This window comes from Streptomyces sp. NBC_01454 (genome assembly GCF_036227565.1).
GTDB lineage: Bacteria > Actinomycetota > Actinomycetes > Streptomycetales > Streptomycetaceae > Streptomyces.
Map to the genome: position 1 here is coordinate 75,040 of NZ_CP109462.1, position 14,509 is coordinate 89,548.

The following is a 14,509-nucleotide window of genomic DNA, read 5'->3' on the forward strand; positions in this document are numbered from 1 at the left end:
CCACTCTGCGCCCGTACCAGAAAGTGACCCATGCCCAACCGCGAAGCGGTCGTGCGCGTCCTGACCCAGGACGTCCTCGGCAACCAGCGCCGGAACGGCCGGACCCGTCAGTACGAGTCCATGCCCACCAGCGCCTACCACGACATGCTCGACGCAGCGGCGGCAATCGTCGAGCGAGCGGCCGGGGCCGTCGACTGGCCCCGGCTGCTGTTCGAGGCGGCGTCCCGTCACGCGCTGCTGCACCCCGACCGCCCCGCCGAGGACGACCGGCAGTACCCCTCCCCTGTCGCCGACTTGTGCGGCGAGTGCCTCCGCGAGGCGTTTCTCGCCGACGACACCGGTGCGCAGGACTGGACGGCCCGTCCAGCATCACCCCGTGAGCACAGCGACACGGACTGGCCCGCGACGGTGGCCGCCGTCTTCCCGCACCGCGCTGCGGCCTCCTGGCACCCGTTCCAGAACTAGCCCCGCCACCACCCCCTCACCTCTTCTTCAGGAGCCCTCCATGCCCGTTGCTCGCTACGCACTCCAGTACGCCGCCCAGCTCGCCCAGTTGCTGGGGTCCGGCTGGAGCGCGTCAGGTTGCGACTCCTCGACGTTCGCCGTCCTCGACGGCCCCGGCATCGAACTCGGCGTCTCCACCACCTCGCCGATACGGTCGCGCACCAAGGTCCGCGTGCAGATCCGTTCCCGGGGCGACCTGGTGTGGCGCAGGCGTACGGACTACGACGGTCAGGTGTCGGGAACCATAGGCGACCCGGCAGCGGTCGCCGACGCCATCCGCACGGAGATCCTTCCGGCATGGGAGAAGCTGGTGACGGAGCTGGAAGCCCGCACAGTGCGGACCCGCGCGGCCATCCGGGAATTCGCACCCCTCGCTGCCGAAGCGGCCGGCGGGGGCGCCTCGGTCACCTACGGTTCCCGCCCCGGAGTAGCCGACGTCCGCTGGGACGGCGGCCACGCGGTGCTGTGGGCGGGCGACGACGGCCGCATCTCCTCGCCGTCCATCGAGATCACGCGTGCGCGCGGTGCCGCCACGGTGCTCGCCTTGCTGCGCACCGCAGCGGGCCTCGTGCCGGACCCCGAGCGGTTCAGCGTCAGCGACATCGGGGGCGCCGCCGCCCGGCTGCTCGGCGCCGGCTGGTCCGCGACGCCCTGGCAGTGGCACGACGGCGCATGCATCGAGCACCGGGACGACCCCGGCGGCGGGTACACCCTCGCCGCCCAGGACGGCCACCTGTACGTCTCGGCGAACCTCCGCGATGAGAGCCGCACCTTCCTGACCGGCGTGTCCACCGCCGACAGTCTGGAGACCCTCGGTGCCGCCGTCGCCGTCATCGTGCGCAGCATCCACGACGACGGCTGATCGCCTCCCGGGGCAGGGGCGCGCCGTCCGCGTCCCTGCCCGAACCGGCCTCGCTTCCGGCGGGACGGGCAACCGCAGCCGGTTCGACCGGCTCTACACGAAGGCTTCCGTATGCGTCCTCCTGTACTCCTGGGCCTCTCCCCCACGCGCACCGTCCCGTTCGCGGGAGGGAGCATGGGGCGGTGGCTCCGCGGCATCCTCGACGAGATCCGTGAGCTGTACCGCGCCGACTCCGTGCCGTGGGTCATCGGCTACAGCGGCGGCAAGGATTCCACGCTGTGCGTGATGCTCGTGTGGATGGCGCTCGTCGGCCTGCCTGCTGCCGAACGCACCAAGGTCGTCCACGTCATCAGCACGGATACCGGTGTGGAGAATCCCGTCGTCGCGGCTTGGGTTGACGCGTCGCTGGCCTCTATGCGCCGAGCGGCCGCGGAGCAGGGCCTGCCCATTGAGGCTCACCGGCTCACACCCGCGGTGGAGGACTCCTTCTGGGTGTGCCTCATCGGCCGCGGCTACGCGGCCCCGCGGCCGAAGTTCCGGTGGTGCACGGAGCGCTTGAAGATCAGGCCGTCGAACGCGTTCATCCGGGCGGTGGTGGCCGAGCACGGCGAGACCATCCTGGTCCTGGGCACCCGCAAGGCCGAGTCGGGGACGAGGGCGCGGGCCATGGCGCGCCACGAGCGGCGGCGGGTGCGGGACCGTCTCAGCCCCAACGCCTCTCTGCCCAACTCGCTGGTGTACTCGCCCATTGAGGATCTGAGCAACGACGAGGTGTGGTCGCTGCTCATGCAGTATGAGAACCCCTGGGGGCACACCAACAAGGACTTGCTCACGATGTACCAGGGAGCCTCGCCGGACGCCGAGTGCCCGCTGGTCGTCGACTCGACGACACCGTCGTGCGGCGACAGCAGGTTCGGCTGCTGGACCTGCACCTTGGTCTCTCAGGACAAGTCCATGCAGGCCATGATCAGCAACGACGTGGAGAAGGAGTGGATGCTGCCCCTCCTGGAGCTGCGCAACGCCCTGGACGTCGACGACGACCGGGATCTGCGGGACTTCCGGCGGATGAGCGGCAGGCTGCACCTGTTCAAGGGGCGCCTCGTACACGGCGCCTACCTGCAGCAGGCCCGGGAGGAGTGGCTGCGCCGGCTCCTGGAGGCCCAGACCTGGATCAGGGCCAACGGACCGCAGTACGTTCGCGAGCTGACCTTGATCACCATGGAGGAGCTGCGCGCCATCCGGCACGAGTGGGTCTATGTGAAGCACGAGATCGAGGACTCGCTGCCCGGCGTCTACGAGGCCGCCACCGGCGAGCCGTATCCCGACCCGCCCCAGGAGGCCGCTTTCGTCGACGGGGCGGAGATGATCAGTGTCCTGCGCGAGGTCTGCGGTGACGACGAGCAGCAGTTCCTCATGACCCGCGAACTGCTCGGCGTGGAGCGGCGTTTCCGGACGATGACCCGCCGCGCCGGGCTCTTCGGCGAGCTGGAGAAGGTCGTTCGCAAGTACGCGTTCGACGATGAGGAGGACGCGCTCAGCTTCGCGCTCGCGCGTGAGGAGAGGATCGCCGAGGCACGGGGCCTGCCTCAGCCCGACACCAGCCCGCCCGAACAGCCGGAACTCGCCTCCGGGGCGGACGCGGATGCCCGCCGGGAGGCGGAGAAGCTCGCCGCAGACCTGCGTGCGGTCGGGCTGGTCCCCGTTGAACGCCGCGGCGATGAGCCGTGACGTTCTCGGACAACGGCCGGGCCGGCCGCCCGCAGGACTCGCGGCAGCCGGCCCTGGACCGAACGCTCTTACGCGCCCTTGGCGGCTTCCTTGAGCTTGCTGCCCGCGGAGACCTTCACGCTGTAGCCGGCGGGGATGTCGATCGGGTCGCCGGTCTGCGGGTTGCGCGCGGTGCGAGCGGCACGGTGGGTGCGCTCGAAGGTCAGGAAGCCGGGGATGGTGACCTTCTCGTCGCCCTTGGCGACGATGTCGCCGACGGTCTCGGCGAGAGCGGCCAGAACGGCGTCGGCGTCCTTGCGGGTCACCTCGGCTCGGTCGGCCAGGGCGGCCACCAGCTCACTGCGGTTCATAGGGGTAACTCTCCGTATCTCGAATCGTCTGCTCACCGTACGGCGGGCAGACTGGTCGGATCCAATCCTGTCATTCACCACTGACAAGCCCTGTCCGTCGTCCGACCGGCCGCCGCGTGTTGCGACCTGCACGGGTCGGGCCCACCGCTGCGGCTGGCGGCGGTGCTTGTCGACCGTGCTCAGCCAAGTTGTGACTGAACGTGCCTCCGTGTGAGAGGCACGGGCATGTGAGTCAGCTGGTCGGCCAGGTGACGAAGGCCGTCGGGTTCGGAGTACGGCTCCCTGACGGCTTCAGCCGCGACCTGAAACTGCTGCAGACCGCCGGGCAGAGCCTGGTAACCACGCCGGACCGACCACCGGGCACCCGGCAGGTCGCCTCCTTCCAGGTAGCGGTGCGTCAACCGGCGGGCGACGCCCACGATGGACTCGGACATCTCGCTGGCGTACGGCTCAGCCCACGCATACCAATCCAGGCCGATGACGTCGGCGAACGGCGGCCCGTTGACGAGTTCCAGGGCTGCGCGCAGATTGCGTGTACCGGCCTGGGAGCCGTCGTTCTCGCCGCGGGCGGCGAGCTCCTTGAACTGCCCCCAGTCACTGGTGACCAAGGAGGTCAGTGCGTACCCGGTCTCCTGACTCCACGTCGGAAAGTGATCGGAGCCGAGCCAGGCCCGCAGGCGGCTCATGGCAGTGTTGCGGCTGTCAGCGCGAACCCGCTGCCCAGGCCACAGGGCCGCGTCCAGGGCGTGACGGTCGCTCCCGGGGTTCAGGTACAACCAGATGGCGTACTCCGTGAGCCGCGAGCGGCGCTTGGACTCGACCGGCCCTTGCGCACCACGGACCTTCGGGGCCCCCAGCAGCACGAGATTGAGACCGCTCGACGGCCGGGGAAAGGGAATCGCCGGCCAGTCATCGAGTTCGTCCTGCTGGCCGGCCGACTCCGCCTCCGGTGTTTCCGGGCCGGGTTCCGCCTCCATCAATGTGGGGAGCAGGCCCTCCAGCACGCCGAGCGTGATGGCCCATCCCTCGGCGAACGCCAGCTCTTGCTTGCTTGCTTCGACCATGGTGGCGGGGAACCAGGTTGCCTCGGGACGCAGTATCTGCCACGCGATGTCATGGGGCCCGCAGATTGACCGGATGACGACCAGGGCAGCGGCGCGCCAGCGTGTGAGCGTAGCTATCGGGCTGTTGAGGTCGAGGTACTCGGCTTGCTCCAGGAGGCGCTGTACGGCGTGCTGGGTATGCCGCGCTGTACTTCCTCCGAGGGGACGGCGGGCAATGAGGGGCTCGGTATAGGGAAGGGTGGGGGCCCTGTTCATGGCGACTCCTGGTCGGGTTCGGCGTGGGCGAGCTCACCATCTGCGCATCGTCCGGTCTGGGGGTCGTTCATGTCCGGCGTCTGCGGTGGTCCGGTGGTCTGGGGGCGGGGGCAGGGCTTCACGGCAGACGGGTGTCGCCGGTACGGCCCGTATGGATCAGCGGGCCCGTGATGCGCGCGTGGGGGCCTGCGGCGTTGACGTCTCGCCGTAGTTCCGGACGGGGGCGGGGCGCCGGGAGCGCGGGGTCCTGTCGACAGAACGGCTGGAGATCATCGCGGGTTCCAGGTCGATGCTGACCGGCAGATGGTCGGAGCCGTTCAACGCCGCGTGGGTGCGCAGGACTCGGTAGCCGGCGAGAGCGGGCAGCAGGTGCCGGGTCGTACGGATCATGTCGATGCGCCGCGGCCCGAAGGGGTCTCCGACGGGCCAGTGACCGGTCGTGGGCTGCCACGGGCAGTCGAGGGTGGCCGCCGCGTCCAGGAGTCCGCCGCGGCGCAGGACCTCTGCGGGGCTCCGGTCGGCGCGGTGTGGTGCGTCGGGATGGGCGTTCCACTCGACCTGGTAGAGGAGATCGGCGTACCACTCCTGGTCAGCGTAGGGGTCGTAGTAGTCGCCCTGTGCTGTCCGGTCGGCCGAAACGCTATTGAAGTCGCCTCCGATCACAGCAGGCCCCGGCGGGCGCGTCAGAGCGGCGACAATACGGTGAGCCTCGTCGAATCGCCGGGCGGGCCGGAAGGGGTCTGCGTGGTAGCTGGCGAACGTGACCGGTTCGCGGGCTCCGAGGTCCAGTTGCAGGCGCGCCAGTGCGTGATGGAAGTCGCCGGCCTGGGAGGCACTCCAGGTGCCGGGGAGCGAGGTGATCCCCGGGCGCCAGAGGAGCCCGACGTGGTAGCGGTGCTGGCCTGAGGCGATGGCGGTGGTTCCTCGGGCGTCAACGGTACACAGCAGGCCGAGGGAGTCGGCGAGTTGGTGCAGGAGCCGTCCCGCGCCGGCGGCGGTGTCGTCCACGATCTCCTGGACCGCCAGCACGTCGGGCTGCGCCTCGGCGAGCGCCTGCCGCAGGGAAGCGGTGCGATCGTCGGGGCCCGTGAAGTCGAGCAGGTTGTAGCTGGTGAAACAGACGGCCACTGCTGTCTCCATGGATCTGAGCGGCCCGGGCGGGTGCTCGCGTGCCCATAGAGGTGTGGAATCTGGTGCCCGTGTGACATCCGAGCACGCACTATCCGTCGATAGAAACGACTCAGGCCCCGGCGTTGATGCGCCGGGGCCTGAGTTGCGAGTAGCGGGGACAGGATTTGAACCTGCGACCTCTGGGTTATGAGCCCAGCGAGCTACCGAGCTGCTCCACCCCGCGTCGGTAGCGCTCACTATACGGGGCGCGGGGGAGCACCCGAACATCAATATTGCTTAATTGGTTTTACTGATGTAAGATTGCAATCACTCGGAACGGGTGACGCACAGGGCGCCACACCGGTCCCGCCCCGCCCCGAGGGACAAAAGCCGATCCAGGAGAACTCCCTTGTCCTTCCACTCCCCCACCGAGCTCCAGCTCCCCATCCGCGACGTCACCGTCCCCGCTGTCGGGACGTTCGACCGGTTCACCGGCCAGGCCCGCTACCAGCTCACCGGCGACGAGGTCCGTGGCAGCTTCATCGTCGTCCCCGAGACGATGCCCGGATCCGACGCATGTCACGTCCGGGTCGTCTACGGCGACCACCCCGCACAGCCGCAGCACGAGCGGGTGGACGAGCCCAGGATCCGCCGGACCCGGGTGCGCGGGGAATGCGGCCCGCTCGCGGTCGACGCTCTGCCCGAGCGCCACCACCTCTCCGCGCGCGGCCAATGGGTCCGGTCGGACGGAACCCTGGGCACCGTCCCGCGCAGCACGCACCGGTACCTGGCCGAAGTCGTACACGCCGTCGTCACCCACTGGGCCACCCGGCCGAACCGGGAAGGGCTCATCAGGGCCGCCGCACGGCACGCCCAGCAGCAGCCCGACATCCCGGCCCAGGCAGCCCGAGAGGCCATGGAGCGCGAACTGGACGACATCCGCGCGCAGATCGCACCGCACTGGACACTCCTCCAGCAGTTGGAGGCGGTCGCCCAGGCCGACGCGCCCCGACTCCCCGTACTGCCGCGCACGGTCCACATCGACTACCTCGACCCCGCCAACGGCACGACGGGCATCATGACGGCCCTCCCCCGACTCAACGCGCATGACGGAACGATCACTTACACCGTGACGAGCGGTGGCCGAGCACGCGGAGACTTCACGGTCGGCCCCGACCGGTACAGCCGCGACGCCCTTCCCGGAGGCGTGAGCGTGCGGCTCGGGGCCACCCCGCTACCCGAGGGCGCGGGCCGGGAGAACGAGCCCGTGGTCAACGGGATCCGTTTGCGCGGCTCCTGGAACTGCACCGACAGCCAGTCGCTCACCCCGGCCCTCCCGGCGGTGATCCCCGGCATCCAGCGGGCGGACGCTCCCGACCAGTCCGTGCCCGCGAACACCGCCGCATGGATCAGCACCGCGATCCGGGCGCTCGCCATCGCCTACCGCGACCACAGCAACGTGGACGCGCTGCGGCTGGCCGCCGGAAAGAGCCGTGTGGACCAGCTGCGCCAGGCCCCCGTCCTGGCGGTCCTCGAACTTCGCCGACAGGAATCCGCAGCCCAGGCGCGCGTCAGCGCCGCCCAAGAGGCCGAGGCGGCTTACGCGGCCCTGTCAGCCTGACCAATTCACCCCTCCAATCCATCCCCCAGGAGCGCCACCATGGCTGAACCCACGTACACCCGCGCCGACCTCCGCGCCGAGGCCGCGCGCCAGCACTTCGAACTCACCCGGGACCCCGACCACATGGGCGTCGGCGAATCCATGGGCACCGAGGCCGTACCGTCCACGAACCCGACCCACACGTGGGAACAGCTGCTTCCGTACGACGCCGATGACGGAAAGGCGTACAGCACGGCCACCGACGCGGTTCACGACCTGATCAGCGGGGCGGTCAACCTGTCCACCTGGGCAGTCGAAATGGGGGTGGACGGACTGAAGCCGTCGGAGACCGCCTTCACCGTCAGCAGCGGCGAGCAGCCCATCGGCCGCATCCACCTCGCCTTCGGACCCGGCATGTCCCACGAGATGCGGGCCGGCCTGATCGCGAGCATCAGCCATGCGGTCGACGCTCATCTCCGGTCCGCTTCGAGCGGTGCCAGCCTCTCCAGTCACGGGCCGGGCCGGGCGTAGTCTCCGTCCGTACGTGGGTGCCGCGCCTGGCGCGCGGCACCCGACCCCCTCTCTTCCACACTGCACGGGCGGGGCCCCGGCCGGCTGCGCCGCCACACTTCCCGACCTTGAGTATTGCTTAATTGGATTTATCGCAGTAGAATTAGCTTATTGGCGGCGGGCGCTGCCGAGTCCGCGCAGAGGGCGAGCCCGCAGCCTCTCAACCGACTACGCGGCCCTCAACGAGCTTGAGACGTTCGGCTCGGTCGGGTGGGCAGGCCAGGGCGGCAACGTGTCCGACTGGAATTTCCACTTGGCCCGCCCGCCTCCTGATCACGCGATCGCCCACCGGTCCCACCGCACCGCGTTCCCGGGCCCACCCGCATCAAGGAAGTCCCATGCACACTCCGACCACGACGCTCGCCGTCGACGTCGCCGCACTGCTCCCCAAGCGCCTCCACACCCAATGGACCGTCAGCGTGGCTCACCGCGAGGGGCATCCGGACCACCCGGCTACCCACCTGACCGACGGCCAGCGCCGCTTCCTCCTTCTCCTGACCGACAGCGGTCACACCACGCTGACCGCTCCGGCGCCCGCCGCCGATACCTCGCTCACCGTCGAGGGCAGCGCCCCCACGGCGGTCGCCGGAGCAGCGCTGCGTTCGCTGCTGCCGCGCATCGACCGCGACATCATCCGGCTGTCGCCGCCTCGGCAACGGCAGCACCGTCTCCAGCGCCTCGCCGAAATCGACGATCTGCTCCGCGAACTCGGTACATCTGCGGAGCGGTTCGAGCGGGCTGACGACACCACCGGCCTGTCCTGGCAGTGCGGCGACGCATTCGTGAGCTTCACGCTGCGCGGCACGTCGGCCACCGGCTCGGTGAGCTTCAGGGGAGGTCTGGGGGCACTGGAACGCTTCCTCGCCCCGTTCCTTCCTCCGCATCCGGGTCCAGGCCGTGTCCGTACCAGCCCGCTGCGCGGCTGCGGCGGTGTGGCCCGCCGTGTCGTCGCGGCCTTCCCCCATGCCGTCGAAGCCGACGAAGACGGCCTCGTCCGGTTCGCGGACGCAGACGGCGGCCCGCTCCAGGGCTGGGTGATGCCCCGCGACATCAACAGCCCCACCGGGCCGACGACACCGGTCACGGCCGGAGTCTGCGGCGCCGGTATCGACCTCATGCTTTCCGCGCTGCCCACGCTGGCCTGAGCCACAGCCCCGGCGCGCAGCAGAACTGACCGCTTTACGGGGCCGGGCGTGCCAGCCCGGCCCTCTCTGGCGCAAAGCAACAGCGCCACGCCCCAATCAAGGAACACCGCAGTGAGCACCGCAGTCATAACGAACACGTTCACCCACCCCGACGTCGTCGCCGCACTCGAAGCCGGGATGGAGATGGCCGCCGACGAGTCGGGCCGCCCCGTCAGCGCTGAGCGCTTCACCTGGGCCACGGCCGCCGCCCTGACCTATCTCGACGGCGCCGGAGCGCCGTGGGCGGATGTGTACGCCCGGCACATCGAGCTCGCGGCCGCGCAGGCCGCCGCCGACAGGGGCGAGGACGTCGAGGACACCTCGGATCTGTACGCGGGCATGCGCTACAGCCGCGAACAGGTCTCGGCCGCCGTGAACGCGGGGGTCGACGCCGCCGCCCGGATGATCCGCGAGCGGCAGGCGGACGACATCGACAACCTGGCGGTGAACGCCGTCCTGACACTTCTGGATGCCCCCGACGCCTCGTTCGACGCCGTCGTGGAGGAGTGCTACGGCGTCGACGCCGATGCCGTCAGCGGCTGGCTCTCGGACGTCCCGGCCGACAGCGACGCCGAACTCGATGCCCAGCAGACGGCCCGGATCGACGCGTACCTCCGCTCCGTCGGCCTCTGACCACGCCGCATGCCCCGGGCCGGGCCGCCACGCGGCCGCCCGGTCCCATCGAAGGAAGGAACATCCCGTGTCCGTACTCCTGATCGGCCGCTGGGACGCCGAAACCCTCGAGATCGAGGAGTCCCACACTGTCAGCGACGGAGACCAGGAAGCGATCGACGCCCTGCTCAGCGGGCGCGCCGGCGACTGGTGGTCGTGCGAATACCTGGTCGACCGCCACCGCGACGCTGTGCAGCGGGCGTACGAGGAACTGGCTCCCGGCGAGTACCTGGTCGACGAAGCCGAGGGCTTCGATCCCACACCGTGACCGCCGCCCCTGGTGCCGCTCGGCAGGCCACCCACCCCGGCGATCCCGGCAAGCAGCCGGAACCGTCCGCTTTCCCCCGAGAGGTCTTCCCCCCGTGACCACCTTGAAGTTCGCCCTGGATGAGGCCCTGGCCGTCGCCGACCACGCAATGTTCGCCCCGAACGGGAGCCACATCCCCACATCCGACCAGGCCGAGTCCGGCCAGACCGTCTACGCGTCCCTGTGGTGGGTCAAGGACAACGGCACCTACCTCATGTCCAACGCCCCGTACGCGAAGGGCAAGGGCCCGGACAACGCGTTCGCCAAGGGCTACGGTCCAGGCACCGACGCGCGCGGCATCCTCGGCGGCGACGACCGTGTCGTCGCCGTCTTCGCGCTGCACGATCCGCACACCCGCCAGTGCCTGCACTCTCAGCTCATCCGCGCACGCCGCGACGGGCACACCGCGCTCTTCCTGGAGATGGACGGCGACACCGTGGCCATGAGCACCGGCCGCTGACCGGAGCTCCGACGGGACGCCTGCTGCCTGCAGCGACATGCCGTCCACGAAGATCGACGCCCGCCGTCGGGCGGGACGAATCCCATCCGACGGCGACCGGCTACCAAGCGCCAGCCGTTGCCCGGCTACTCAGCTTGCTCCAGCACAGCCTGTAGGTGGTCGTCGCTCCAGCAGCGACCGCTCCACCGGTCCCTGTGCAGTGCCTCGCGACGCCGGACGTGTCCCGGCTCCTCGCTGCACTGGACCCAGCCGTAGCTCTCGGGGGCGGCGTCGAAGAACATCGCCGAACACGCATCAGCCGCAGGTTCAGGGGTTGGGCCGTACAGCCCCAACCGGTCCAGCAGGCCGTCCGCGAGCCTCTCCGCTGCCTCCTCACCCAACTCTGTGGCAGCCGTAATCAGCTCCACGAACTGCCCGTACCTCGCCGGCGGCGTGATGGTCGGCAGAGACGTCTTCGGCGGGATCATCAAGTCCTCCAACACCAAATCGAGTAAACCTCTTCACTCTTCAGGCGTGGTACGGACCGGAAACGACAATAAATCTTGAAAAGGTGACGGGTGTCACACTGGTCAGGGAGCGCCCCCTACGACCTCAACCACCGGTGAGTCACAGTCATCGAGCTTCGTCAGTTTGCGGGAACCGATGGCTACCTGGCGTGGGTCAGCGCATCGTGTGTCGCCAGGCCGGAATTTCATGAGGCGCTGGCAGGCCGGGCAGGTGGCGGCGGCCGGCAGTGCTGCGGGTTTCCAGGTGGTCGAGGAGAGCCCGCGGCCCGGGGTTGCCCAAGACCCGGGCATCGTGAGCTGCCGCCTGCAGCGCGGCCTCGAGTTCGGTGATGGCCGCATGGTAGGAGGTGAAGCCACGTACGCGTCCTATGTGCCGCTCGGCGTCTTCGGCCCGCCCGTACGCGGTCAGGAGCCGTCGTGTCCCGAACTGTTCGATGTCCTCGAGTTCGGGCCACCCCGCCCGCCAGGACGTGTCGGTGGCAAGCGCCCCGAGAAGTTCCTTGACCCTGTCGTGCCGCGCGCGCAGCGGCGCCTTCCATCCCACCATGCTCCAGACCGCGATGCTCAGCAGTACGGCGGCCTCCGCCGTGACCGTCGCCCAGGCAAGCCGGGTCATCGGCGTTCTCCCTCCCTTGCCGGAACGTGTGCGAGGGAGGGAGCGTGCCGACGTCGGCCGCCGTGCCTGTGGCGGTGGCTGCCGCTGTTCACGCGTGGGTGATGATGTTGTAGATGACCCACCCCGCCCATATCAGCGGTGCGATCGCGAGGTACGCCATCGGGCGCCGGAGGACCGGCTTTCCTTCCTGGAGGCGGGAGGCGCCCGGCAGGGCCGGCCCCGGTTGCGGCAGAGCGGCGAGTTTGTGGCTGACGACGAGGTTCCAGATCAGCGTGAACGGAGTGAAGATCACCAGGGAGAGCGGGGACCACCAGCCCAGCCCCAGTGTGTTGGTCGTCAGCTGGCGGACGACGGCGGTGCCGCAGGCCTTGCAGAACGGGCCGTCGAGCTTGTGGAAGCGCATCACGATCAGCAGCCCCTGATGGGCGCGGACGGTCACGGCGACGGCCGGCTGTGCGCCGCAGTTGCGGCAGATCGGGGCACCGGGCTGCCATGCGGTGGCCCCGGGGTGGGCGGGTGCCTGCATTCCGGCCGGGGCACCGTACGACGGGTTCGGCGGGCCGAACGAGCTGGGCTGCGGTGCGGCTGGAGTGGTCATCGGGAGGCCTCCCAGAGGCTGGTCGGGGCAGAGAGGGGTGTGGCGGAGAGGGCACTGGTGCGCACCGGGGAACGGAAGGGACTGCGGAGCCAGCTGCCGTTTTCCTTCACGGGCCGGGCCGGGGCCCTCGCGGCGACTGGCTCGTTCGCCGGCTCGGTGAAGGGGGTGGAGCTCGGTCTCGGAGAGGGCGCCAAGATGCGGGGCTGCGGCGAAACGGCGTGAGAGAAGCGCGGCTTCAGCGCATCCGGTGGTGTGAGGGGAGCCGGACGGTGCGGCCGTGCAGGACGGACGCGGGTGCCGCCGGTGCTGTTCCGGTAGCGCGGCGGTACGGCAGGACGCCGGGGCTGCGAGATGGTCGTCATGCGCGGTCCTGGGTGAGTCGTCGCAGCAGAGCGGCGAGGGCGGCCTGGTCGTTGGGGGTGATCCGGATCAGGGCGTGGGCGACGGCGAAACCAGGTCCGCCGGGGCGAGTGTCGCGGTCGGAGTGGATCCAGGCGGCGACGGCGTTGGCGAGGTCGTGACGAATCTGCGCTTGGGGGCCGCCCAGCCGGTGAATCGCGACGGCGGCCTCGGTGTACAGAGCAGCCCCGGCGGCGTGGTCCTGGGCCATCAGGGCGAAGTGCGCCTGCAGTTCGACCCCCATCGCCGCGTAGGGGTGGTCGCGGCCGTGCTGAGCGGCGAGGTGCTGGGTGGCGCGGTGAGCGGCCAGCTGAGCGGCGCGCCACTGTCCAGCGCGTTGGGCTGCTCGCACGCTGGCCAGGAGCCGGGTGCCGTCCGGAATGCCCTGACCCCATATCGGGTCGGGGGCCGATTCGGCGACCGCTGGCATCCGGCCGGGGTGGATGGCTCCGTCGGCGAGGATCTGGTGCTGCTCGACGCGGCCGTCGGCGTGTCCGATGCTGAGCCGGATCGGCCGGCGCTGCTGACCGGCCGCAGCACGCAGAGGGGCGCACACGCGCTCGATGAGGACCTCGGGCGGTTCGGGCCCTTCCCGCAGGATGCCCTGGGCATGGATACTGCCGTTCGGGAGGATGATGATCGTCTCGTGGATGTCGGCGGTGAGTGACTGATCCAGGGGCACCGCGGTCTCCCTCGGTCGTGGTGGGGTGGGCGGGCTCGAAGTCAGCGGGAATCGACCATCGCGTAGCGGTAGTCGAGGATCTCCGGCTTGCCCTGGAGGGGGAGGTGGACGACGGCCTCACCCTGGAAGCTGTCGGCGACGACGGCGCGCGGCGTCCGGTTGTAGACGGACTCGGTCTTGCCGGGGGTGATCTGGAGGCCCGAGTTCTTGACGAGGCTCTCTTCCTTGTGGGCCAGCGGTGCGATCACCAGGACGCCGGCGCCGGTGCGCAGCGTGTAGACCTTCTCGTGGAGGGGTGTGGCCGGGAAGAAGTTCACCGTGGCCTGGGACCCGAGGCTGTCGCCGCGTTCCTTGTAGGTCGTCAGGATGCTCTTCTCGTTGTCGTTGCGGGACAGCTTGCTGCCGTCCTTTGTGCCTCCGGTGGTGAAGAGGTCTTCGACGGCGTCGGTGACGTTGGCGGGTGCCAGCAGGCCGACCGTGGTGTTCGCGTCAGCGGGCTCGGCCAGGCCGTTCTTGGCCGCCGGGGCCGGGAGGGCCTGCTGAGGGAAGAGGGAGATGACCTTCTTCCAGGTGTCGGCGGTGTCGGCGGACTTCTCGAAGACCATGACGGTGTGGTTCTTGCCGGTGGTCGATGCCTCGGCCGCGAACCAGTTGCCCGCGGCCGGGATGTAGAAGGTGCGCTGGGTGAAGGTGAAGGGCTCGCCGGCCTGCTTCTTGTCCTTGGCGCTGAGAGTGCCGAACTGCTCGTAGTCGGCCTTGCTGCGCGCATACAGCTGGCCGGCCTCGACGGTGGCCAGGAGGGCCGCGTCCCGGGACTTGTTCGCCTTGTTGTTGACCTCCTGGTAGTGGTCGAGGATCTTGTCGGCCTCGGCGCGGGTCACCACGCCGCGAGGTGGCGCGCTGGTGGGTGGTGCGCTGGTCGGGCTGTCGTGTGCGGGCGTGCCGCCGCGGGCGCAGCCGCTCAGCAGCGCGGCCGTGACGACGGCCAGAAGGGACAGCGCGTGCAGAGGCCGGCGGTGCGGCAGGGATGTGCTGATCATGT

17 protein-coding genes and 1 tRNA gene are annotated in these 14,509 nt (G+C 69.9%); 9 read left to right on the forward strand and 9 right to left on the reverse strand.

Features of this window, described 5'->3' with window-relative positions; genetic code table 11:
- The first annotated feature begins 30 nt into the window (after positions 1–30).
- From OIU81_RS40185 to dndC, 3 genes are all read left to right on the forward strand, one after another.
- On the forward strand, positions 31–465 hold the full coding sequence (locus OIU81_RS40185) for a hypothetical protein (RefSeq protein ID WP_329155788.1): 435 nt from the start codon (positions 31–33) through the stop codon (positions 463–465).
- 40 nt (positions 466–505) lie between these two features.
- A complete protein-coding gene (locus OIU81_RS40190) occupies positions 506–1,366 on the forward strand; it encodes a hypothetical protein (protein WP_329155789.1) in 861 nt (286 codons plus the stop codon).
- A 174-nt stretch (positions 1,367–1,540) separates the two neighbouring features.
- A complete protein-coding gene (gene dndC, locus OIU81_RS40195) occupies positions 1,541–3,094 on the forward strand; it encodes a DNA phosphorothioation system sulfurtransferase DndC (protein ID WP_329155791.1) in 1,554 nt (517 codons plus the stop codon).
- 68 nt (positions 3,095–3,162) lie between these two features.
- Here the strand turns inward: dndC and OIU81_RS40200 are convergent, their stop codons facing one another.
- From OIU81_RS40200 to OIU81_RS40215, 4 genes are all read right to left on the reverse strand, one after another.
- Positions 3,163–3,444, reverse strand: a complete 282-nt coding sequence (locus OIU81_RS40200) for an HU family DNA-binding protein (RefSeq protein ID WP_329155793.1) — start codon at positions 3,442–3,444, stop codon at positions 3,163–3,165.
- Between the two features lie 179 nt (positions 3,445–3,623).
- Entirely contained in the window at positions 3,624–4,763 is a 1,140-nt protein-coding gene (locus tag OIU81_RS40205) for an AfsR/SARP family transcriptional regulator (RefSeq protein ID WP_329155794.1), read from the reverse strand.
- A gap of 156 nt (positions 4,764–4,919) precedes the next feature.
- Entirely contained in the window at positions 4,920–5,903 is a 984-nt protein-coding gene (locus OIU81_RS40210; protein WP_329155795.1) for an endonuclease/exonuclease/phosphatase family protein, read from the reverse strand.
- A gap of 140 nt (positions 5,904–6,043) precedes the next feature.
- Positions 6,044–6,117 (reverse strand) — tRNA-Met (locus tag OIU81_RS40215).
- Between the two features lie 165 nt (positions 6,118–6,282).
- Between OIU81_RS40215 and OIU81_RS40220 the strand changes: the two genes are divergently transcribed.
- The 6 genes from OIU81_RS40220 (at position 6,283) to OIU81_RS40245 (ending at position 10,666) form a co-directional block, all read left to right on the forward strand.
- A complete protein-coding gene (locus OIU81_RS40220) occupies positions 6,283–7,494 on the forward strand; it encodes a hypothetical protein (RefSeq protein ID WP_329155797.1) in 1,212 nt (403 codons plus the stop codon).
- Between the two features lie 39 nt (positions 7,495–7,533).
- On the forward strand, positions 7,534–8,004 hold the full coding sequence (locus OIU81_RS40225; protein WP_329155799.1) for a hypothetical protein: 471 nt from the start codon (positions 7,534–7,536) through the stop codon (positions 8,002–8,004).
- A 377-nt stretch (positions 8,005–8,381) separates the two neighbouring features.
- Positions 8,382–9,188 (forward strand): hypothetical protein, encoded by an 807-nt coding sequence (locus OIU81_RS40230; protein ID WP_329155801.1) that lies wholly within the window; start codon positions 8,382–8,384, stop codon positions 9,186–9,188.
- A gap of 111 nt (positions 9,189–9,299) precedes the next feature.
- Entirely contained in the window at positions 9,300–9,860 is a 561-nt protein-coding gene (locus OIU81_RS40235; RefSeq protein WP_329155803.1) for a hypothetical protein, read from the forward strand.
- Positions 9,861–9,927: 67 nt separating this feature from the next.
- Entirely contained in the window at positions 9,928–10,167 is a 240-nt protein-coding gene (locus tag OIU81_RS40240; RefSeq protein ID WP_329155805.1) for a hypothetical protein, read from the forward strand.
- 94 nt (positions 10,168–10,261) lie between these two features.
- The gene (locus OIU81_RS40245; RefSeq protein ID WP_329155807.1) at positions 10,262–10,666 is read left to right on the forward strand and encodes a DUF3085 domain-containing protein; all 405 of its coding nucleotides are present in this window, start codon (positions 10,262–10,264) and stop codon (positions 10,664–10,666) included.
- A gap of 125 nt (positions 10,667–10,791) precedes the next feature.
- On the opposite strand, the gene OIU81_RS40250 is transcribed toward OIU81_RS40245, so the two are convergent.
- The 5 genes from OIU81_RS40250 to OIU81_RS40270 all read right to left on the reverse strand — a co-directional run bounded on the left by OIU81_RS40250 (position 10,792) and on the right by OIU81_RS40270 (position 14,507).
- On the reverse strand, positions 10,792–11,148 hold the full coding sequence (locus OIU81_RS40250) for a hypothetical protein (protein ID WP_329155809.1): 357 nt from the start codon (positions 11,146–11,148) through the stop codon (positions 10,792–10,794).
- Between the two features lie 178 nt (positions 11,149–11,326).
- The gene (locus OIU81_RS40255) at positions 11,327–11,788 is read right to left on the reverse strand and encodes a hypothetical protein (protein ID WP_329155810.1); all 462 of its coding nucleotides are present in this window, start codon (positions 11,786–11,788) and stop codon (positions 11,327–11,329) included.
- Between the two features lie 88 nt (positions 11,789–11,876).
- Entirely contained in the window at positions 11,877–12,386 is a 510-nt protein-coding gene (locus OIU81_RS40260; protein ID WP_329155811.1) for a hypothetical protein, read from the reverse strand.
- Between the two features lie 358 nt (positions 12,387–12,744).
- Positions 12,745–13,467, reverse strand: a complete 723-nt coding sequence (locus OIU81_RS40265) for a hypothetical protein (protein WP_329155812.1) — start codon at positions 13,465–13,467, stop codon at positions 12,745–12,747.
- A 41-nt stretch (positions 13,468–13,508) separates the two neighbouring features.
- Positions 13,509–14,507, reverse strand: a complete 999-nt coding sequence (locus OIU81_RS40270; RefSeq protein WP_329155813.1) for a hypothetical protein — start codon at positions 14,505–14,507, stop codon at positions 13,509–13,511.
- Positions 14,508–14,509: the final 2 nt, after the last annotated feature.

Coding starts and splice junctions, on each gene's coding strand:
- OIU81_RS40185 (WP_329155788.1), top strand. CDS start 31: ATGCCCAACCGCGAAGCGGTCGTGCGCGTCCTGACCCAGGACGTCCTC.
- OIU81_RS40190 (WP_329155789.1), top strand. CDS start 506: ATGCCCGTTGCTCGCTACGCACTCCAGTACGCCGCCCAGCTCGCCCAG.
- dndC (WP_329155791.1), top strand. CDS start 1,541: ATGGGGCGGTGGCTCCGCGGCATCCTCGACGAGATCCGTGAGCTGTAC.
- OIU81_RS40200 (WP_329155793.1), bottom strand. CDS start 3,444: ATGAACCGCAGTGAGCTGGTGGCCGCCCTGGCCGACCGAGCCGAGGTG.
- OIU81_RS40205 (WP_329155794.1), bottom strand. CDS start 4,763: ATGAACAGGGCCCCCACCCTTCCCTATACCGAGCCCCTCATTGCCCGC.
- OIU81_RS40210 (WP_329155795.1), bottom strand. CDS start 5,903: ATGGAGACAGCAGTGGCCGTCTGTTTCACCAGCTACAACCTGCTCGAC.
- OIU81_RS40225 (WP_329155799.1), top strand. CDS start 7,534: ATGGCTGAACCCACGTACACCCGCGCCGACCTCCGCGCCGAGGCCGCG.
- OIU81_RS40230 (WP_329155801.1), top strand. CDS start 8,382: ATGCACACTCCGACCACGACGCTCGCCGTCGACGTCGCCGCACTGCTC.
- OIU81_RS40255 (WP_329155810.1), bottom strand. CDS start 11,788: ATGACCCGGCTTGCCTGGGCGACGGTCACGGCGGAGGCCGCCGTACTG.
- OIU81_RS40260 (WP_329155811.1), bottom strand. CDS start 12,386: ATGACCACTCCAGCCGCACCGCAGCCCAGCTCGTTCGGCCCGCCGAAC.
- OIU81_RS40270 (WP_329155813.1), bottom strand. CDS start 14,507: ATGATCAGCACATCCCTGCCGCACCGCCGGCCTCTGCACGCGCTGTCC.